Below are 18,851 nucleotides of genomic sequence, written 5' to 3'. Positions count from 1 at the left end.
AAGCGCTACTCTGGGTAGGACACCTACAGTTGGTGAAAACCATACGCGAATCAATTTAGAGGAGAGCCTCTGCCGTGAGCAGCGCTAGTACTTTCGGCCAGAACGAATGGCTGGTAGACGAAATGTTCCACCAGTTCCAGCAGGACCCCAATTCCGTGGACAAGGAATGGCGGGACCTGTTTGAAAAGGGCGGGGCCCCCACCACCGCGTCCCGCTCCGGATCCCAGGACAAGTCCCAGGGCACCCTGCGCACCGAGTCGGCCACCGCCGACAAGGCGCGGGCCTCGGGCGCCAACAAGGAGGCCGGACGGGCCGGCGCCGCTGAGAAGAAGCAGGCCGAGAAGGCCGCTCAGCGCGAGTCCGCCGAGCCGAAGAAGCCGGCGAAGAAGGCCCCGACCTCGCCGATGGACCGCGCCAAGGACGCCCCGGAGGCCGGCTCTGCCCAGCTCAAGGGCATGTTCCGCGCGATCGCCAAGAACATGGATGAGTCGCTCGAGGTGCCCACGGCCACCACCGTGCGCGACATGCCGGTCAAGCTGATGTTTGAAAACCGGTCCCTGCTCAACGACCACCTCAAGCGGGTCGGCGGCGGCAAGGTCTCCTTCACCCACATCATCGGCTACGCGCTGGTCCGTGCGGTCATGGCCCATCCGGACATGAACGTCTCCTACGAGCTGGACGACAAGAACAAGCCGTCCGTCGTCACCCCGGAGCACGTCAACCTGGGCCTGGCCATCGACCTGCCCCAGAAGGACGGCTCCCGCGCCCTGGTGGTCGCCGCCATCAAGGAATGCGAGAAGATGTCCTTCGACGAGTTCGTCGACGGCTACGACGACATCGTCAAGCGCTCCCAGACCGGCGACCTGAAGCTGGACGATTACCAGGGCGTGACCATCTCCCTGACCAACCCGGGCGGAATCGGCACCCGCCACTCCATCCCGCGCCTGACCAAGGGCCAAGGCGCCATCATCGGCGTCGGCGCCATGGACTACCCGGCCGAATTCGCCGGCTCCTCCGAGGACCGCCTCGCCGAGCTGGGCATCGGCAAGCTCGTCACCTTGACCTCGACCTACGATCACCGCGTGATCCAGGGCGCCGAGTCGGGCGAGTTCCTGCGCACCATCTCCCAGCTGCTGGTCGACGACAAGTTCTGGGACCACATCTTCGAGTCCAAGAACGTCCCGTTCCAGCCGATGCGCTGGTCCCAGGACCTGCCGAACACCGGCATCGACAAGAACACCCGCGTCATGCAGCTCATCGACGCGTACCGCTCCCGCGGCCACCTGATCGCCGACACCAACCCGATCGGTTGGCAGCAGCCCGGACTGGCGATCCCGGACCACCGCGACCTGGACATGCGCTCCCACGGCCTGACGCTGTGGGACCTGGACCGCACCTTCAACGTCGGCGGTTTCGCCGGCCGCGAGACCATGACGCTGCGCGACGTGCTCACCACCCTGCGCGAGGCCTACACCCTGCAGGTCGGCACCGAGTACAGCCACATCCTGGACCGCGACGAGCGCGAATGGCTGCAGGACCGCCTCGAGGCGGGCATGCCGAAGATGACCACCGCGGAACAGAAGTACACCCTGCAGAAGCTCAACTCCGCCGAGGCCTTCGAGAACTTCCTGCAGACCAAGTACGTCGGCCAGAAGCGCTTCTCGCTGGAAGGCGCCGAGTCGCTCATCCCGCTGATGGACGCCGCCATCGACACCGCCGCCGGCCAGGGCCTCGACGAGGTCGTCATCGGCATGCCGCACCGCGGCCGCCTGAACGTCCTGTTCAACGTCGTGGGCAAGCCGCTGGCCCAGATCTTCACCGAGTTCGAGGGCCAGATGACCGGCGGCCAGGTCGGTGGCTCCGGCGACGTCAAGTACCACCTGGGCTCCGAAGGCCGCTACCTGCAGATGTTCGGCGACGGCGAAATCGACGTCTCCCTGACCGCCAACCCCTCGCACCTCGAGGCCGTCGACCCGGTCATGGTCGGCCTGGCGCGCGCCAAGCAGGACCTGCTGGACAAGGGCAACGAGGAGGACGGCTACACCGTCATGCCGCTGATGCTGCACGGCGACGCCTCCTTCGCCGGCCTGGGCGTGGTCCAGGAGACCATCAACCTGTCCCAGCTGCGCGGCTACACCGTCGGCGGCACCGTCCACATCGTGGTCAACAACCAGGTCGGCTTCACCACCACCCCGGACTCCGGCCGCTCGACCTACTACGCCACCGACCTGGCCAAGGGCTTCGACTCCCCGGTCTTCCACGTCAACGGCGACGACCCCGAGGCCGTCGTCTGGGTGGCCCGCCTGGCCACCGAGTACCGCCGCCGCTTCGGCAAGGACGTCTTCATCGACCTGATCTGCTACCGCCGCCGCGGCCACAACGAGGCCGACGACCCGTCGATGACCCAGCCGCAGATGTACGACCTCATCGACGACCGCCCGACGGTCCGTGCCCAGTACACCGAGGAGCTCACCGGCCGGCACGACCTGAGCGAGGAAGAAGTCGAGGCAGCCGCCCGAGACTTCGCCGACCAGATGGAGTCCGTCTTCCAGGAAGTCAAGGAAGCCGAGAACGCCGGTCCGGAAGAGCAGACCGGCATCACCTCCTCCCAGGAGCTGTCCACCGGCCTGGACACCTCCGTCACCCAGGAGACCCTCGACCTGCTCGGCGAGGCCTACGGCACCCCGCCGGAGGGCTTCAACTACCACAAGCGCGTCAAGCCGGTGGCCAAGAAGCGCTCCCAGTCCGTCACCGACGGCGGCATCGACTGGGGTTGGGGCGAACTGCTCGCCTTCGGTTCTCTCGCCGCCGAAGGCAAGCTCGTCCGCCTCGCGGGCGAGGACTCCCGCCGCGGCACCTTCACCCAGCGCCACGCCGTCGCCCTCGACCCGGAGACCGGCGAAGAATACAACCCGCTGCACGAGGCCGCGCAGGAGACCGGCAACGGCGGCAGGTTCCTGGTGTACAACTCGGCGCTGACCGAGTTCGCCGGCATGGGCTTCGAGTACGGCTACTCCGTGGGCAACCTCGACGCCGTCGTCGCCTGGGAGGCCCAGTTCGGTGACTTCGTCAACGGCGCCCAGACCATCGTCGACGAGTACGTCTCCTCCGGCGAGGCCAAGTGGGGTCAGCTGTCCAAGGTCATCCTGCTGCTGCCGCACGGCTACGAGGGCCAGGGCCCGGACCACTCCTCCGCCCGCCCCGAGCGCTTCCTGCAGATGGCGGCCGAAGGCTCCATGACCGTCGCCCAGCCGACCACCCCGGCCAACCACTTCCACCTGCTGCGCCGCCACGCGTTGGGCACCATGGCCCGCCCGCTGGTCGTCTTCACCCCGAAGTCGATGCTGCGCAACAAGGACGCCACCTCACAGCCGAGCGACTTCACCGACGTGAAGAAGTTCCAGTCCGTGATCAACGACCCGCGCCTGGTCGACCGCGACGGCAAGAAGGTCGGCGACGTCGACGCCGTCAAGACCGTCATGCTGGTCAGCGGCAAGATCTACTACGAACTGGAAAAGGAGCGCGCCAAGCGCGAGCGCGAGGACGTCGCCATCGTCCGCGTCGAGATGCTGCACCCGATCCCGTTCAACCGCCTGCGCGACGCCTTCGAGTCCTACCCGAACCTCGAAAACGTCCGCTTCGTCCAGGATGAGCCGGCCAACCAGGGCGCCTGGCCGTTCTACAACGAGCACCTGCACGAGCTGCTGCCGGAGATGCCGCGCATGACGCGCGTCTCCCGCCGCGCGCAGTCCTCGACCGCAACCGGCATCGCCAAGGTCCACCAGCTGGAGCAGAAGCAGCTGATGGACGAGGCCTTCGACTTCTAGCGCACTTCAAAGCGCCAGGCGAAGACCACGCCCCCGCCTCCCCCACCTCGGCGACATGCCGAGGGCGAGGGAAGCGGGGGCGTATTTTTGTGCCGGGGCTACGGCGTGTACAGGTAGCTCACGTCTTCCCGGTCGTCTTCGAAGGCGCCGCCGGAGCGTGCCTCGTTGTCCAGCACCCACTCATCCACCGCCTCCACCACCGAACCGGTCTCCTCCGCCGCCTCCTCCATGTCCTCGAGGTCCGCGGTGGTGATCAACCGGGTGATGCCGGTCAGCGCCTCGCGCTGCTCGCGGTCGAACAACGTCGCACCGAAAATCGGCACCACCTGCTGGGTCAACCCCTGCTCCTCGGCGGCGTCGTCGCAACTGGTGGCGGACGACGGGTCGGTGGCGGACAGCCGGGAGGGAAGGGAGGCGATCAGCTCGTCGTAGACGACGAAACCGCCGACGCCCTCCTCCTCGAGCTCCGGCCACTGGTCGATGATCTCCTCCGCCCCGGCCGGGTTGAAGTCCGCGAGCAACTCCCCCGTGCACCCGACGATGAAGTCGGCCTCCCCCGCCAGCAGCCGATCCGCGCTGGACACCGGATCCTGTGCGGAGTGGATCTCCAACTGCACGTCGTAACCGCCGCTGGTCAGCACCCGGGCGTAGACCTCGCCGAGGATGGCCAGGTCGACGTCGCCGTCCGTGACGGAAATCACCGTCGGGCGCGCGTCTTCCGCCCGGGGCGCCGCGCCGGGTTCCGCCGCGGTGCATCCGGTGACGGCCAGCGCCGCGGCGAGCAGCGCCGCCATTCCGGTCCGGGGACCGTAGGGGTGGCGCGGGCGTCGGCGGCGGTTCATCGTGCTCCCAGGGAAAGATAGGCGGTGAAAGGGGTTCCGCCGATTCTAACGCCCCTGGCCGTCGTCGCCTTCCTCCGGGCGCGGGGCGGGGTCCTCCTGCGGCGAGTGGCGCAAAGCGACGCCCATCTGGGCGATCATGTCGCGGGCCCGGGTGGCGTGATCCGGCGCGCAGAGAACGTCGTAGCGGCCGGCGACGATCTGGGTGTGGGAGGTGAAGTCGCGGTCACCGCCGCTCACGCCGTAAGGCACGGCGGCGAAGATGATGCCGAAGATCGCGCCGATGACGATGCCCCACAGCAGGGCGCCCAGCAGGGGCCCGCCCAGGATGCCGAAGAGCAGTCCGAAGAAGATGCCCATCCACGCGCCGGAGGCCGCGCCGCCGCCAATCACCTTGCCCCAGGTCAGCCGGCCGGTGACTTTTTCCACCTCGACGAGGTCCACGCCGACGATGGACAACTTCTCCACCGGGAACTTCTCGTCGGAGAGCCGGTCCACGGCGGCCTGTGCCTCGGCGTAAGTGGTGAAGCTGCCGACCGGCCAGCCGGTGGGGCGTTGGCGTGGTTGGTTGGAGCGGGCGGGCTGCGGGTTGGTCATGCCACTTCCTTTTCATAGGTTTACTTGATGAACTTTCCTCTATTCAACGATTATAACGAAAGATAAGTTCCCCCGCACGGGGGTTTACACTGGCGTCCATGAGTGAAACCGCCCGCGTCTACGCCGGACGCCTGTCGGGGCTGCAGGTCCGCGGCCCGGACTTCGAAGTCATCGGCCGCGTCCGCGACGTGGTCGTCACCGTCCGTCCCCTGCCGACGCCGTCCCGGGCGCTCGGACTCGTCGTGGAACTGGGCAACAGCCGCCGCATCTTCGTGCCCATGCTGCGCATCGCCGCCATCGAACCCGGCGACGTCACGCTCGCGACCGGTTCAGTCTCCCTGCGCACCTTCCAGCCCCGCGCCGGCGAAGCGACCGTCATGGGCGATCTCGTCAGCGCCAAGATCTACACCGACGACCCCGAGCTGCCGGAGCTGCACGGCAAGGCCGTCGAGATCGCCGACGTCGAACTGGCCCGCACCCGCACCCGCGACTGGGTCATCAGCCGGGTGGCGGTGTTCCCGCAGCGGGCGAAGTTCCGCCGCGCCCGCGCCCTGCACATCGTGCCGTGGGCCAGCGTCCACGGGCTGGACACGGGCGACGCCGGCGCGTCGGCCTCCTTGATGGAGTCGTTGGCCGCCATCGAGGACATGCGCCCCGCGGACGTCGCCCGCTACCTCAACCGGTTGCCCGACCCGCGGCGCCGGGAACTGGCCGGCGAGCTCGACGACGAACGCCTCGCCGACGTCATGGCGGAGCTGCCCGACGACGACCAGGCGCAGCTGCTCGAGGCCTTGGACATCGAACGCGCCGCCGACGTCCTCGAAGAGATGGACCCGGACGACGCCGCCGACATCCTGCATGACTTGGACCACGCCAAGGCGGAAGTCCTGCTGGAGCTGATGGACCCGGTGGAATCCGCCCCGGTGCGCCGCCTGATGACGTTCAAGGAAGGCACCGTCGGCGCCATCATGACCCCCGAACCACTCGTGCTGACCCCGCAGACGACGATCGCGGAAGCGCTCGCGCTGGCCCGGGACCCGGGTCTGCCGACGTCGCTGGCGTCCCTGATTTTCGTGGCCCGCCCGCCCACGGCCACCCCCACCGGCCAGTATCTGGGCTGCGTACACCTGCAGAAGCTGCTGCGCGAGCCGCCCTCCACGCTGATCGGCGGGGTGCTCGACCCCGACCTCCCCTCGCTGCGGGTGGACGACGACCAGGAGACCGCGGCCCGCTATTTCGCCACCTATAACCTGGTGTGCGGCCCCGTCGTCGACGGCGACGGCCACCTGTTGGGCGCCGTCGCCGTCGACGACCTGCTCGACCACCTGCTGCCCGAGGACTGGCGGGAAACCGGCATCCGACCGCATGAGAGGGAGACCCACCGTGGCTGACGACAACCGCTCGGACCTGTCCGTCCCGACCGGCGGCAAACGCCGCCGCCTGATCCGTCTCGACGACGAAACGATCGGCGCCGCCGCCGAAAAGGTCGCCCGCTTCTTCGGCACCGGGCGCTACCTGATGTGGCAGACCGCGATCGTGATCGTCTGGATCGCCTTGAACATCGGCGGCTTCTGGTGGAACTGGGACCCGTACCCGTTCATCCTGCTCAACCTGGCGTTTTCCACGCAGGCGGCCTACGCGGCGCCGCTGATTCTGCTCGCCCAGAACCGGCAGGAGGACCGCGACAAGGTCACCATCGCCGCCGACCGCCGCCGCGACGAACAGACCCGTGCGGACACCGAATTCATCGCCCGGGAGCTGGCCAACGTGCGGCTGAACATCGGCGACATGGTCTCCCGCGACTATCTCCGCCACGAGCTCGAGGACATGCGTTCCCTGCTGGAACGCATGGAATCGAAGCTCGACGACGTCTCCTCCGACCTCACCACCACCTCCCCCGAAGACCTGGCGGACCCCACCCAAGGCGATGTGGCGGACCCCTCGATTAACAACGAGCAAAATCGGGGCTAAGATCACCATCATCATGACCACTATTACTGAGCAGACAGTCCGCGGCGCGCTCGCGACCGTGGAAGACCCGGAAATCGGCAAGCCCATCACGGAGCTGGGCATGGTCAAGTCCATCGACATCGACGGCGCGGACGTCGCGGTCGAGGTCTACCTGACCATCGCCGGCTGCCCGATGAAAAGCACCATCCAAAACAACACCCGCGCGGCCGTCGCCGACCTCGAGGGCGTCGGTGACGTCACCGTCTCCCTCGACGTGATGAGCGACGAGCAGCGCAAGGAGCTGCGCAACAGCCTGCGCGGTGACGCCCACGAACCGACCATCCCCTTCGCCCAGCCCGACTCCACCACGCGCGTGTGGGCCGTGGCCTCCGGCAAGGGCGGCGTCGGCAAGTCCTCGATGACCGTCAACCTCGCGGTCTCCATGGCCCGTCGCGGCATGAAGGTCGGCGTCGTGGACGCCGACATCTACGGCCACTCCGTGCCCGGCCTGATGGGCTCCACCCAGAAGGCCACCGCCGTCGAGGACATGATCATGCCCCCGATCTCGCATGGCGTGAAGCACATCTCCATCGGCCAGTTCGTCGACGGCAACGCGCCCGTCGTCTGGCGCGGCCCGATGCTGCACCGCGCCATCCAGCAGTTCCTGGGCGACGTGTTCTGGGGCGATCTGGACGTGCTGCTGCTGGACCTGCCGCCGGGCACCGGCGACGTGGCGCTGTCGGTGTCGCAGCTGCTGCCCAACGCGGAGCTGCTCATCGTCACCACCCCGCAGAACGCCGCCGCCGAGGTCGCCGAGCGCGCCGGCTCCATGAGCCAGCAGACCCGGCAGCGCATCACCGGCGTCATCGAGAACATGTCCGCCATGGTGATGCCGGACGGCTCCACCATGGACGTCTTCGGCTCCGGCGGCGGCCAGACCGTCGCCGACCGCCTCAGCGTGCTCACCGGTTCGGACGTCCCGCTGCTCGGCCAGGTGCCGCTGGACCCGCAGCTGCGCGTCCACGGCGACGACGGCCACCCGGTGACCATCTCCGACCCGGAGTCCCCGTCGGCCAAGCGGATCGAGGAGATCGTCGAGAAACTCGTCGTGCGTCGTGACTCCCTGGCCGGCAAACCCCTCGGCCTGGGCGTGACCCGGAGCTAAAATTCCGGCTAGGTGACGTCCGCCCAGGAAAAGCCTCCGCCGGTGCCGTAGTCGCCCTTGGAGTCCCCAGACTCGGGCGCGGGCTGCGGCGGCTGTTGCGCCCGGCCGGACGGCTGCTGCCGCCGGGCGTTTTCAATCATCTGCTCGCGCCGCGCCTCGAGCGGATCCTTCTCCGCCGGCGCGGCCTTACGTTCCGGCCGCGTGGCCGAGGAGGACGTCGTGGTGGGGTCGCCGACGATCTTCTTCGGGTCGAAGTCATCCAAGAAAGAATCGTCGTCGTCGAACAGCGCCTTGGTCACCGCCTTACGCGGGCCCAGCCTACCCCATTCCGCCGCCTTGGAGATGGGTTCCCGCAGTTCATCGAACTCCTCCCCGAAACCGCCGTCGAGCTCGGCGCGGGCATTGTTGATCGCCTTACGGGCCGCGTACGCGGCGGCACGCACGTCCTTGATCAGGTCAGGAAGGCGTTCTGGACCGATGACGATCACCGCAATGATGATCAGGACGAGTATTTCGCCCCAGCCGATATTGTCAAACACACACTCACCTTAGTAAAAGCGCCGGGGGGAAGCTCATCGAACGCCCCACCCCAGGAGTCTCAGCGTTCGACGCCGCGCCCGTTGCGTCGACGCAAGGCCCGGAAAGTCGTCGCCATCCGGTCGAAGAAATCTTCCGTCCCGGCCGCCTGCAAGGAATCTGCGTCCGGCCCCGGCGTCAACGGGCCCGCGGACAGCGACGCCAACCGCGCCACCAGATCGCGGGGCGCGCGCACGTCCTCCGCCAGATGGGTCCCTCGCAGCCAGTCCGCGGTCCCGCGCTGGCTGTGCGTGTCGAAGCGGCATACGTCGCACTGCACCAGATGCACCCGCGCCCGATGCGCGGCGGAGCCGGCCAGCTCGTTGTCCGCGAACGCGGCCACGGCCTCCGGGCTCAGGTGCTCAGTCGAGCTGAAATGGCGTTTCCGGCGCGGTCGACGGGCCCGCGGGCCCGCACTGTGATCCAACAAAGACTTCAGTCCTCTCCTCACCGACGCCGGTCACCGCGAACGGATCAGCAGCTTCGCGTCCTCGTCTTCGCGGGCGACCGCCTCAATGTGGTTGCGCAGCTGCGTCCTGCCCCGGTGGATACGGGAACGCACGGTACCCATCTTCACCCCGAGTGTATCCGCGATCTCGTCGTAGCTCATGCCCACGACGTCGCAGAGCACCACCGTGACGCGGTAATTCGGGCTGAGCTCATCCAGCGCCTCCTGCAGCGTCGGGTCCAGGTTGGACACCGTGTAGGCCTGCTCCGGGGTCATCTCCCTGCCCGGGACCCGCTCGTAGTCGTCGGGCAGCGCCTCCATCCGGATCTTGCCGCGGTGCCGGACCATGTCCAGGAAGAGATTCGTGGTGATGCGGTGCAGCCAGCCCCGAAACGTGCCGGGGCGGTAGTCCTTGAGCGAACGAAACACGCGCATGAAGGTTTCCTGGGTCAGGTCCTCGGCGTCGTGTTGATTGCCCGACAGCCGGTACGCCAGGCGGTAAACGCTGTCCGCGTGCTCGGCCACCAGCTCCCCCCAGCCGGGCATGGCCCCCTTACCCGCGTCGAAAGCCTCGGTGGCGCTCAATTCTTCGCCCTCCGGGGCGCCCGGGGTCTGCGCCGGATCATGCGGATCCGAAGCGACCTCGCTGACGGGACCGGCAGGGAAAGGATCGTCTGAGCCACGCTTCTTCGTCATGACTCCCATTGTCACAAACGACGCTCACCACAGGCCAATAAAACTATGACATGACGCTGTGAATCCGACGCCGGGCCAGATTTTTTCGCCCTCGCTCCCCCGGGCCGCCTGGATCTGTACCGCTCGGCCACCCGGGGCACCTAGACTGTAGGCGTGACTGATCCGGCATATGACGCACTGACCACCTACATCGAAGAGACCAGCGAAATCTCCCCGGCGCTGCGGGACGCCCGCGCCGACGCCGCTGAGTTCGGGCTCACTGTCCCCGACGAGGTGACCGGGCAGTTGTTGAGCACGTTGGCGGCCTCCGGCGGACAGGGAGGCTCGGGCGCCGTCGCCGTCACCCCCGCGGCCGCGGTGGTGGGGTTGTACCTGCTCGCCGGCCTGCCCGCGAAGTCCACGCTCACCTGCATCGACCCGGAGGCCACGCACCACAACAAGGCCAAGCGCCTCTTCCGTCAGGCTGGCCACGCCGGGTCCCGGGTGCGGTTCCTGCCGTCCCACCCCTTGGACGTGATGGGGCGGCTGGCCACCGGCGCCTACCAGCTCGTCTACGTCGACGTGCACACCATCGACCTGCCCGTCGTCATCCAGTCCGCGTGGCCGCTGCTGAGCCCCGGCGGGACGCTGGTGCTGGTGGACGCGCTGCTCGACGGCACCATCGCGGACGAGACCCGCCGCGACCGCGACACTGCCGCCGCCCGCCAGGCCGAAGAGATGGTCCGGGAACTCGACGACGCCCTGGTCACCCGCCTACCCTTCGGCGCGGGCATGACGCTGGTGACGCGCAGCTCCTGACGCCGCGCCTAAAAGCTGCGACAGCACGAAAGCCCGCCCGGCGACCTCGTGACGGTGCGCCGGGCGGGCTGTTCACAGCCGGCCGGGGCTAGACCACTTCGTTCTTGCCCACGACCACGACGCCGCCGGCAGAGACCTTGAAGCGGGATTCGTCGCGGGTGCGATCCACCCCGATGATCTCGCCTTCCCGGACGTAGACGTTCTTGTCCAGGATGGCGTGGCGCACCACCGCACCCTTGCCGATGTGCACGCCCGGCAGCAGGACGGAGCCTTCGACCGTCGCGCCTTCGTCGATGTGCACGTCGGAAGAAACCACCGAGTTGCGGACGGTGCCGCCGGAGATGATCGAACCGGGGGCCACCATGGAGGACTGCGCGATGCCGCCCTGCACGAACTTCGCCGGCGGGAGGTTCGAGTCGTCCGTGGTGTGGATCGGCCACGCACTGTTGTACAGGTTGAACACCGGGTGCACGGAGATCAGGTCCATGTGCGCCTCGTAGTAGCTGTCGAGGGTTCCCACGTCGCGCCAGTAGCCTTGGTCGCGCTCCGTGGAGCCGGGGATCTCGTTCGCGGAGAAGTCGTAGACGTGGGCTTCCTCGCGTTCCACGAAGTACGGGATGATGTCGCCGCCCATGTCGTGCTGCGACTCCTGGTTCTGCTCGTCCTCGAGCAGCGCGGAGATCAGGTCCTCGGTGGTGAAGACGTAGTTGCCCATGGAGGCGTAGGCGGCGTCCGGGTCGTCGGGGGTGCCCGGGGGATCCGCCGGCTTCTCCAGGAAGCTGGTGATGGTGCCTTCCTCGTCGGCGTCGATGACGCCGAAGGCGGTGGCCTCCATGCGTGGCACGCGGATGCCGGCGACGGTGCAGGCCTTGCCGGAGGCGATGTGGTCGGCGACCATCTGCGACGGATCCATGCGGTAGACGTGGTCGGCGCCGAAGACGATGACGTAGTCGGGCTTTTCGTCGTAAATGAGGTTGAGCGACTGCACGATGGCGTCGGCGGAGCCGTTGTACCAGCGCTTGCCGCGGCGCTGCTGGGCAGGCACGGAGGCGATGTACTGGCTGGTGGGGCCCGAGAGGTTCCACGCCTGGGAGATGTGTCGGTCCAGGGAGTGGGACTTGTACTGCGTCAGCACGGCGATCTTCAGGAAACCGGCGTTGACCAGGTTCGACAGCACGAAGTCAATCAGTCGGTAGGTTCCCCCGAACGGGACCGCGGGCTTGGCGCGGTCTTCCGTCAGCGGAAAGAGTCGTTTCCCTTCGCCGCCGGCGAGGACGATGGCAAGAACATTTGGCTGTGTTTTCACAACACTAACCTTATTTAAGTTTCGCCACCTCTGCAGGGGTTCGTGGCCCCGTTTGGAGGCGGTCGTCGGAATTGCCCCCGAACGGGACTGCACCGAAAGTTTTTCCTGATTAGTCTGGCAAGCATGAGAGTCGGAATGATGACAAGAGAATATCCGCCGGAAGTTTATGGTGGGGCCGGTGTGCACGTGACGGAGCTGACCCGCTTCATGCGCGACGTCGACGGCGTGGAGGTCGACGTCCACTGCATGGGCGCCCCACGGGACGAGGCCGGCGTCTTCGTCCACGGCGTCGACCCCGTGCTCGAGGAGGCGAACTCCGCGGTCCGGACCCTGTCCACCGGCCTGCGGATGGCCAACGCCGCCACCGACCTCGACGTCGTGCATTCGCATACCTGGTACGCGGGCCTCGGCGGGCACCTCACCGGCCAGCTCTACGGCGTCCCCCACATCGCCACCGCCCACTCCCTGGAGCCGCACCGCCCGTGGAAGCGGGAGCAGCTCGGCGGCGGCTACGACGTCTCCTCCTGGTCGGAGCGCAACGCCATGGAATACGCCGACGCCGTCATCGCCGTGTCCGCGGGGATGAAGGGATCCATCCTCGACGCCTACCCCCGCATCGACGAGTCGAAGGTACACGTCGTGCTCAACGGCATCGACACGGCGATCTGGACTCCGCGCGAGGCCTTCGCCGAAGATTCCTACCTGACGCAGTTGGGCGTCGACCCGCAGCGTCCGATCGCCGCGTTCGTCGGCCGCATCACCCGCCAGAAGGGCGTGGAGCACCTCGTGCGCGCCGCCAAGTTCTTCGACGAGGACGTGCAGCTGGTGCTGTGCGCCGGCGCCCCGGACACCCCAGAGATCGCCGAGCGCACCCGCGTGCTCGTCGAGGAGCTGCAGGCTGAGCGTGACGGCGTGTTCTGGGTGCAGGACCACCTCAAGCAAGATCAGATCGCGCAGATCTATTCGGCCGCCGACACTTTCGTGTGCCCGTCCATTTATGAACCGCTGGGCATCGTGAATCTGGAGGCGATGGCGTGCGGCACCGCGGTCGTCGCTTCGGACGTCGGCGGGATTCCGGAGGTCGTCGTCGACGGAGAAACAGGTACGTTGGTGCATTACGACGAGAACGACACCGAAAGCTTCGAGCGCGACATCGCTGAGGCCGTCAACGCCATGGTCGCCGACCGCTCGCGGGCTCAGGCCTTCGGCGCAGCGGGACGCACCCGTGCGGAGGAGAAGTTCTCGTGGGCGACCATCGCCCGACAAACCGTCGACATTTACGCCTCGCTTCGTTAAGGAGAAAACTCAGTGGCAGCAGACATTCACCGCCCTGAACTTCATGTGACCGCCGAAATCGGTGTTCTGAATGCCCCCGCGGGCATTCTCAGCAACGGCAACGTGTGGCACATGTTTTATCAGTTTCAGCCCAAGCCGGGCGGCCCCGCCCGGTGGGGACACGCCATCGGGTCAGACGGCCCGCTGGACTGGGACTTCTGTGATGACGTCCTCGCGCCGGAGGGCGACGAAATCACCGTTCGGGCGGGCTCCGTCGTCGCGGAGGGCGACGGCATTGGCCTGTACTTCACGTCCGCTACGGAAGACAACAACACGATCAAGTACGCGGAGGCCGCGACCATTCCGGACGACTGCCCGATCTCCGATGAACCCACCGCGCTGGACGACCAGTTCCGCCGAGTCACCACCGCCGTCGCCGACCGTGACGGCCACGCCCGTTTCCGTTCCCCCTGCGTCGTACCCGGCTGGAACAGCGAGCAGGACCGCGACGCCGGACATGAAGGCTTTTTGATGCTGGCGGTCTCCGGCCCCATGGATGCCCCGCAGCCGGTCATCCTCACCAGTGAGGACGGTCGCGACTGGGACTTCCGGGGCCCGCTGACCTTCAGCGGCGACGCCGACATCGAGCTCTCCTCCCTGGTCGCGCCGCGCATCATGCGGCTGCGTGACGAAGTCGACGGGGAAATCTACGACATCCTCCTCGTCACCCAGGAACGCGACGGCATCGACCACTCCGGTTACCTGGTGGGTCAGCTCGAAGGCACGGAATTCACCATCACCCGTGGTTTCACCCGCATCGATTACGGGCACGACTTCACCCGCCCCCGCAACGCGACGTTCACCCCAGGCACCGTCCCGGAGGCGGAGCGCGATGACCAGGCCATCATGTTCGGACTGCTCAACGGGGTCGGCCGACAGGACGACGCCACGCAGCACTACTCCCTGGAGCTCGGGGGGTGGGTGAACGCGTTGTCCGTCCCCCGCGTGGTCACGCTGCAGGGCGGGCTGCTCTACCAGACGCCGGTCTCCGGTATGCCGGAGATGGTCCGTTCCACTAAGCGGGCCCGGTCCTGGACGGGGCTGTGCGAGATTCCGGAGGGTTCCACCCTGTCCGTGTCGCTGTTCAACGGCGAGGGTGAGGTCGCCTGCCGGATCACGCATTCGGGCGACGAACTCACGCTGGACCGGTCGATGGATCCGCGTTTCGCGGACGCGCCGGCCACCGCCCCACTGCAGGAGGGCGACACCGATTCCCTGACCATCCTCGTCGACGGCTCCACCGTGGAGGTCTTCGCGGACGGCGGCCAGGTCACGATGGCGTCGCGCGTGTACTTCGACGGCGGCTGCAGCGGCATCACCGCGGAGACGACCGGCGACGCGGAAATCCTGCGTGACTGGCAGGGGGCCGGCAGCCGGGTGTAGCGGTCTCCGTCACACGGTCAAGCGCGTGAGCGTGGCCTTACCGGTGACCGTCATGGTCTCCGGCAAGGACGCCACGCGCTCATCTAATTCCGCGGCCTCGATGTGTCGGGCGGAGGGGCTCATCGCGACCTGGGCCGCGATCGACCGCTTGTCCAAGGTCATGGGGAAAGTGATGTGCGTGCTCTCCCCCACCTGGCGCAGGTGCCCGGAGGCCTGCTCGAGCATGCGCTCGACCTTGCCTTCCTCCACGTCGATGATGCCCAGCGGCTCCCGCAGCTCGGCGAGATGCCCGGCGTCCGGGGTGAGCACGATGACTTCGCCGCCGTCCTTGAGCACCCGGGCGAACTCCGCCGGGTTACGCGGCGCGAACACCACGCAGATGACGTCGACGGACTTGTCCAGCAGCGGCAGCGACGACCAGACGTCGGCCACCACGGCGCCGACGCGGGGATGGGACTTGGCCAGGAGCTTCGCCGCGGAGGTGGACACGTCCAACCCCACGCCGCGGGCGCCGTCGATGTGATCGAGGGTGTGCGAGAGGTAATAGCCGGTCCCCGCGCCGACTTCCAGGATGACCGGGTCGGCGTCGTCCGGCACGGACGCTTCGTCGAGAGCGTCGAGCGTTGCCGCGGAGACGGCCTCCACTAAGGGGGCGAAGTGTCCCTGCGACAGGAAAGTCTCCCGGGCCGCCACCATCTCCGCGGAGTCACCCGAGTGATTGAGTCCGGCCCCGCCGGCGAGCGTCACGTAGCCCTGGCGGGCGACGTCGTAGCTGTGGCCGGACACGGAGACCAGTCGGGTGAAATCGTCGGCGCCGCTCAACGCGGTGCCGTCGACGGGGTCGGCGAGCACGTCGATGATGTGTGAAAGCATGATGTCAATCTACCCGGATCCCGGTGCGCGGGGACATTGTGCATCGGCCACGACACAAAACAACCCACGACATCGGTCGTGGGTTGTGGGCGCAGATGTGAGCATGGCGTTATTCGCCGGCGGCCTCCAGCAGAAGGCCACCCAGTTCGCTGGCCTCTTCCTGGGAGAGTTCGACCACGAGCCGGCCGCCGCCGTCGGATGGAATCCTCATGACGATTTTACGGTTTTCGACCACAGCTTCCATCGGGCCGTTCACACCGCGGGGCTTCATAGCAGCCATCTTGAATTGACTCCTTCTCCAAGGTATTGTTTCTCAGCCCATTCTACTCGATGGATCGTGGCGAGGTCCCATAATTTTTTTCTGCGCGCCCCTCACCAGTAATTTCTCCCAGCCGCGCGCGTAAAGCATCCCGTTCCGCGGTCGTTTCCAGCAGTCTCCGGTGCAGCTGATCCAGCACGTCGTCGACCTGCGCCGGGCGGTAACCGCGGGTGGCCAACTCGAAACGCACGTCCGCGACGTCGCCGCCGTCCACCAGCCGCCGGTTGTGTTCGACGGTGGTCTTCGGCTCCGGCATCGGGGCCAGCACCTCGCCGCGGCCGAAGATTTTTCCCCAGCTCCAGGTGCCCACGACGACGAGCGCCGCGAGGACGATGATCAGCAGGATCCAGGTGAGCATGTGCCGAGGATACCTGACAGCGGCGGGCGTTCGGCGACGTTCGCGCCGGACAGCCCGGCCCGGCCCAGAATGGTGGCGGCCACCACGTCGGCCATGGGGCCCAACTCGGCCAAGGGCCGGTTGCGGTGCCGGCGCGGCCCCAGCGGCACCTGGGCGACGGCGTCCGGCCCGAAGCGGCGGGCGACGTCGATGAGCAGCCCGGCCTCGACGCCGTAGCCGTCGACGAACGCCAGGTCCCAGGCGGTGGAGCGACGGATCGCGTACTCCCCGGCCAGCGGCTGGCGCACGTCCGCCAATTCTGGGAAGCACAGGCGCAGCAGTGGTTTGGCGGTCAGTTCGGTGACCCGGCCGCCGCCGGTGGACGCACCGTGGATGGTGCGCGGGTAGTCGGCCTTGACCAGGTGGACGCCGTCGTCGCCGAAAGGCTCGGCGAGGGCCGCGACGGCGCCCGGGGTGACGACGTCCAGGTCGGCGTCGATGAACACGACGACGTCGCCGCTCGCCGCCGCCACCCCGCGCCACAGGGACTCGCCTTTGCCGGGGCGCGGCGCAATCTCAGGGAGGACCTCACGCCAGCCGAGCACCCGCGCTCCGGCGCGGGCGGCTTCGGCGGCGGTGCCGTCGTGGGAGTCGGCGTCGACGACGATGACTTCGTGCGGGGCGTCGTCGAGCACGGCCGCAACGACGCCCGCGACGGTGGCTTCCTCGTTGAGCGCCGGGATGACGACGGAGACTCTCACGCGAGCCCCCGGACCGTGTTGAGCGGGGCGGCCTCGCCGGCCATGGCGGCGGTCATGCGGATGACGTCGACGGTTTCGGCGACCTCGTGGACGCGGAAAGCGGCCACTCCCCGGGTGGCGGCCCAGGCGGTGGCGGCCAACGTCCCGGCGACGCGGTCGCCGACGGGGCGGTCGAGGGTTTCACCGATGAAGTCCTTGTTGGACAGCGCCATGAGCACGGGCCAGCCGGTGGCGACGACCTCGTCGATGCGCCGCAGCAGTTCGAGGCCGTGGAAAGTGTTTTTGCCGAAGTCGTGGGTCGGGTCGATCAGCACCTGTTCCTCCGGCACGCCGGCGGCGACGGCCTTGTCCGCGAGCGCGGTGGTTTCGGCGATGACGTCGGCGACCACGTCGTCGAAGTGGACGCGGTGCGGACGGGTGCGCGGGGTGACGCCGCCGGTGTGGGAGCAGACGTAGCCGACGCGGTGGTGGCCGGCGACTTCGACGAGTTCGGGGTCCCACCCCGCCCAAGTGTCGTTGATCAGCCGCGCCCCGGCCCGGATGGCTTCGTCGGCGACGTCCGAGCGCCAGGTGTCGACGGAGACGGTGACCCCCGGGTGTCGGTGCGCGACGGCCGTGACCAGCGGAAGCACCCGGTCGATTTCCTCCGCGGCCGAGACGTCTTCGCCGGGGCCCGCTTTCACCCCGCCGACGTCGACGATGGTCGCGCCCTGGGCGATGACCTCGTCGCAGCGTCGCAACGCCTGCTCGAGGGCGAAGGTGGCGCCTTTGTCGTAGAAGGAGTCGGGGGTGCGGTTGACGATGGCCATCACTTGGGCCAACGGGTCAGTCATCGAGGCCCGGGTGCTGGAGGCGGCCGTCGGTGAGCGTCTGGTGGCGTTCGACGATGTGGTTGACGGCCTCGTCGATGGAGTCGGTGATCAAGAATAGATCCGTGTCCTCCTCGGAGATCAGCCCCTGGCCGCGGAGCCGCTCCTCGATCCAGGTGGCCAGCCCGGACCAGAAGTCGACGCCGATGAGCACGATCGGGAAGTTGGTGACCTTGCCGGTCTGGACCATGCACAGCACCTCGAAGAGCTCGTCGAGGGTGCCGAATCCGCCCGGCAGGGAGATGAACGCCTGCGAGTACTTGAGGAACATGGTTTTACGGACGAAAAAGTACCGGAAGTTCAGGCCGAGGTCGACCCAGGCGTTGAGCCCCTGTTCGTGGGGCAGTTCGATGCCCAGGCCGACGGACAGACCGTCGGCCTCGTGGCAGCCGCGGTTGGGGGCCTCCATCAGTCCGGGCCCGCCGCCGGTGACGACGGCGTAGCCCGCCTCCGCGATCGCGCGGCCGAGCGCCACCCCTTGGTCGTATTCGGGGGTGCCCTCACCCAGGCGTGCGGAGCCGAAGACGGTGATCGCCTTGGGCATGCGCGACAAGGCGTCGAAGCCGGAGACGAACTCGGACTGGATGCGCAGGATGCGCCACGGGTCGGCGTGCTGCCAGTCATGGTCCGCGCCCAGCTCCAGCAGCCGCTGATCGTATGTCGAGGTCTGCTCGTCGCTCTCGGTGCGCATGAGCACCGGTCCACGCAACTTGCGCTTCTTTTCGGGTTCGGGCTGGATGGTGGGGGCCATGGCGTGCGGTCTCGACTTCTC

The 18,851-nt window shown here is 67.7% G+C and carries 19 protein-coding genes; 7 read left to right on the top strand and 12 right to left on the bottom strand.

The window, feature by feature from the left end:
- Positions 1 to 74: 74 nt before the first annotated feature.
- Complete coding sequence (locus tag B841_RS05410; protein ID WP_020934478.1) at positions 75 to 3,827, top strand: multifunctional oxoglutarate decarboxylase/oxoglutarate dehydrogenase thiamine pyrophosphate-binding subunit/dihydrolipoyllysine-residue succinyltransferase subunit; 3,753 nt, start codon at positions 75 to 77, stop codon at positions 3,825 to 3,827.
- Positions 3,828 to 3,925: 98 nt separating this feature from the next.
- On the opposite strand, the gene B841_RS05405 is transcribed toward B841_RS05410, so the two are convergent.
- Positions 3,926 to 4,669: a type 2 periplasmic-binding domain-containing protein gene (locus B841_RS05405; protein ID WP_156844716.1), complete on the bottom strand. Its 744-nt coding sequence runs from the start codon at positions 4,667 to 4,669 to the stop codon at positions 3,926 to 3,928.
- A 45-nt stretch (positions 4,670 to 4,714) separates the two neighbouring features.
- Positions 4,715 to 5,263, bottom strand: coding sequence for a general stress protein (locus tag B841_RS05400; protein WP_020934476.1), 549 nt, complete (start codon positions 5,261 to 5,263; stop codon positions 4,715 to 4,717).
- Positions 5,264 to 5,361: 98 nt separating this feature from the next.
- Between B841_RS05400 and B841_RS05395 the strand changes: the two genes are divergently transcribed.
- Genes B841_RS05395 through B841_RS05385 form a run of 3 tightly spaced genes read left to right on the top strand, consistent with a single transcriptional unit; the run spans position 5,362 to position 8,378 of the window.
- Positions 5,362 to 6,654 (top strand): magnesium transporter MgtE N-terminal domain-containing protein, encoded by a 1,293-nt coding sequence (locus B841_RS05395; protein WP_020934475.1) that lies wholly within the window; start codon positions 5,362 to 5,364, stop codon positions 6,652 to 6,654.
- Positions 6,647 to 7,234 (top strand): DUF1003 domain-containing protein, encoded by a 588-nt coding sequence (locus tag B841_RS05390; protein ID WP_020934474.1) that lies wholly within the window; start codon positions 6,647 to 6,649, stop codon positions 7,232 to 7,234. The genes B841_RS05395 and B841_RS05390 overlap by 8 nt, the downstream gene beginning before the upstream one ends.
- Positions 7,235 to 7,247: 13 nt before the next feature.
- Positions 7,248 to 8,378, top strand: coding sequence for an Mrp/NBP35 family ATP-binding protein (locus tag B841_RS05385; protein ID WP_020934473.1), 1,131 nt, complete (start codon positions 7,248 to 7,250; stop codon positions 8,376 to 8,378).
- Positions 8,379 to 8,386: 8 nt separating this feature from the next.
- Here the strand turns inward: B841_RS05385 and tatB are convergent, their stop codons facing one another.
- The 3 genes from tatB to sigE are packed head-to-tail and all read right to left on the bottom strand — an operon-like array spanning position 8,387 to position 10,098.
- On the bottom strand, positions 8,387 to 8,917 hold the full coding sequence (tatB, locus tag B841_RS05380) for a Sec-independent protein translocase protein TatB (protein WP_020934472.1): 531 nt from the start codon (positions 8,915 to 8,917) through the stop codon (positions 8,387 to 8,389).
- A 59-nt stretch (positions 8,918 to 8,976) separates the two neighbouring features.
- Positions 8,977 to 9,384 (bottom strand): hypothetical protein, encoded by a 408-nt coding sequence (locus tag B841_RS14185; RefSeq protein WP_041631762.1) that lies wholly within the window; start codon positions 9,382 to 9,384, stop codon positions 8,977 to 8,979.
- Positions 9,385 to 9,414: 30 nt separating this feature from the next.
- Positions 9,415 to 10,098, bottom strand: coding sequence for an RNA polymerase sigma factor SigE (sigE, locus tag B841_RS05370; protein ID WP_020934470.1), 684 nt, complete (start codon positions 10,096 to 10,098; stop codon positions 9,415 to 9,417).
- Positions 10,099 to 10,251: 153 nt separating this feature from the next.
- Here sigE and B841_RS05365 point away from each other — a divergent pair, with 153 nt between their 5' ends.
- Entirely contained in the window at positions 10,252 to 10,896 is a 645-nt protein-coding gene (locus B841_RS05365) for an O-methyltransferase (protein ID WP_020934469.1), read from the top strand.
- An 88-nt stretch (positions 10,897 to 10,984) separates the two neighbouring features.
- On the opposite strand, the gene glgC is transcribed toward B841_RS05365, so the two are convergent.
- On the bottom strand, positions 10,985 to 12,202 hold the full coding sequence (gene glgC, locus B841_RS05360; RefSeq protein ID WP_020934468.1) for a glucose-1-phosphate adenylyltransferase: 1,218 nt from the start codon (positions 12,200 to 12,202) through the stop codon (positions 10,985 to 10,987).
- Between the two features lie 123 nt (positions 12,203 to 12,325).
- On the opposite strand from glgC, the gene glgA reads away from it, so the two are divergent.
- Together glgA and B841_RS05350 are read left to right on the top strand one after the other, a co-directional pair.
- Positions 12,326 to 13,498 carry a glycogen synthase gene (glgA, locus tag B841_RS05355; RefSeq protein WP_020934467.1) on the top strand — a complete coding sequence of 391 codons (1,173 nt, stop codon included), beginning with the start codon at positions 12,326 to 12,328 and terminating at the stop codon, positions 13,496 to 13,498.
- A 12-nt stretch (positions 13,499 to 13,510) separates the two neighbouring features.
- Positions 13,511 to 14,920, top strand: coding sequence for a glycoside hydrolase family 32 protein (locus tag B841_RS05350; RefSeq protein WP_020934466.1), 1,410 nt, complete (start codon positions 13,511 to 13,513; stop codon positions 14,918 to 14,920).
- A gap of 9 nt (positions 14,921 to 14,929) precedes the next feature.
- Here B841_RS05350 and B841_RS05345 read toward each other — a convergent pair whose 3' ends face one another.
- The 6 genes from B841_RS05345 to B841_RS05325 all read right to left on the bottom strand — a co-directional run bounded on the left by B841_RS05345 (position 14,930) and on the right by B841_RS05325 (position 18,830).
- Positions 14,930 to 15,793 (bottom strand): methyltransferase domain-containing protein, encoded by an 864-nt coding sequence (locus tag B841_RS05345; RefSeq protein ID WP_020934465.1) that lies wholly within the window; start codon positions 15,791 to 15,793, stop codon positions 14,930 to 14,932.
- 109 nt (positions 15,794 to 15,902) lie between these two features.
- The gene (locus B841_RS13595) at positions 15,903 to 16,073 is read right to left on the bottom strand and encodes a DUF3117 domain-containing protein (RefSeq protein WP_020934464.1); all 171 of its coding nucleotides are present in this window, start codon (positions 16,071 to 16,073) and stop codon (positions 15,903 to 15,905) included.
- Positions 16,074 to 16,116: 43 nt separating this feature from the next.
- Complete coding sequence (locus tag B841_RS05340) at positions 16,117 to 16,470, bottom strand: DivIVA domain-containing protein (RefSeq protein WP_020934463.1); 354 nt, start codon at positions 16,468 to 16,470, stop codon at positions 16,117 to 16,119.
- Positions 16,449 to 17,210, bottom strand: a complete 762-nt coding sequence (locus B841_RS05335; protein WP_020934462.1) for a glucosyl-3-phosphoglycerate synthase — start codon at positions 17,208 to 17,210, stop codon at positions 16,449 to 16,451. The genes B841_RS05340 and B841_RS05335 overlap by 22 nt, the downstream gene beginning before the upstream one ends.
- Positions 17,207 to 18,043, bottom strand: coding sequence for a dihydropteroate synthase (gene folP / locus B841_RS05330; RefSeq protein WP_211215548.1), 837 nt, complete (start codon positions 18,041 to 18,043; stop codon positions 17,207 to 17,209). Before folP ends, B841_RS05335 begins: the two co-directional genes overlap by 4 nt.
- Positions 18,036 to 18,830 carry an LOG family protein gene (locus B841_RS05325; RefSeq protein ID WP_020934460.1) on the bottom strand — a complete coding sequence of 265 codons (795 nt, stop codon included), beginning with the start codon at positions 18,828 to 18,830 and terminating at the stop codon, positions 18,036 to 18,038. Before B841_RS05325 ends, folP begins: the two co-directional genes overlap by 8 nt.
- Between the last annotated feature and the right edge of the window lie 21 nt (positions 18,831 to 18,851).

This window comes from Corynebacterium maris DSM 45190 (assembly GCF_000442645.1).
Lineage (GTDB): Bacteria > Actinomycetota > Actinomycetes > Mycobacteriales > Mycobacteriaceae > Corynebacterium > Corynebacterium maris.
Note: the sequence above shows the minus strand (reverse complement) of the source record. Positions and strands in the feature narration are given on the sequence as shown.

Coding starts and splice junctions, on each gene's coding strand:
- B841_RS05405 (WP_156844716.1), bottom strand. CDS start 4,669: ATGAACCGCCGCCGACGCCCGCGCCACCCCTACGGTCCCCGGACCGGA.
- B841_RS05400 (WP_020934476.1), bottom strand. CDS start 5,263: ATGACCAACCCGCAGCCCGCCCGCTCCAACCAACCACGCCAACGCCCC.
- B841_RS05395 (WP_020934475.1), top strand. CDS start 5,362: ATGAGTGAAACCGCCCGCGTCTACGCCGGACGCCTGTCGGGGCTGCAG.
- B841_RS05385 (WP_020934473.1), top strand. CDS start 7,248: ATGACCACTATTACTGAGCAGACAGTCCGCGGCGCGCTCGCGACCGTG.
- sigE (WP_020934470.1), bottom strand. CDS start 10,098: ATGACGAAGAAGCGTGGCTCAGACGATCCTTTCCCTGCCGGTCCCGTC.
- glgA (WP_020934467.1), top strand. CDS start 12,326: ATGAGAGTCGGAATGATGACAAGAGAATATCCGCCGGAAGTTTATGGT.
- B841_RS05345 (WP_020934465.1), bottom strand. CDS start 15,793: ATGCTTTCACACATCATCGACGTGCTCGCCGACCCCGTCGACGGCACC.
- B841_RS13595 (WP_020934464.1), bottom strand. CDS start 16,073: ATGGCTGCTATGAAGCCCCGCGGTGTGAACGGCCCGATGGAAGCTGTG.
- B841_RS05340 (WP_020934463.1), bottom strand. CDS start 16,470: ATGCTCACCTGGATCCTGCTGATCATCGTCCTCGCGGCGCTCGTCGTC.
- folP (WP_211215548.1), bottom strand. CDS start 18,043: ATGACTGACCCGTTGGCCCAAGTGATGGCCATCGTCAACCGCACCCCC.
- B841_RS05325 (WP_020934460.1), bottom strand. CDS start 18,830: ATGGCCCCCACCATCCAGCCCGAACCCGAAAAGAAGCGCAAGTTGCGT.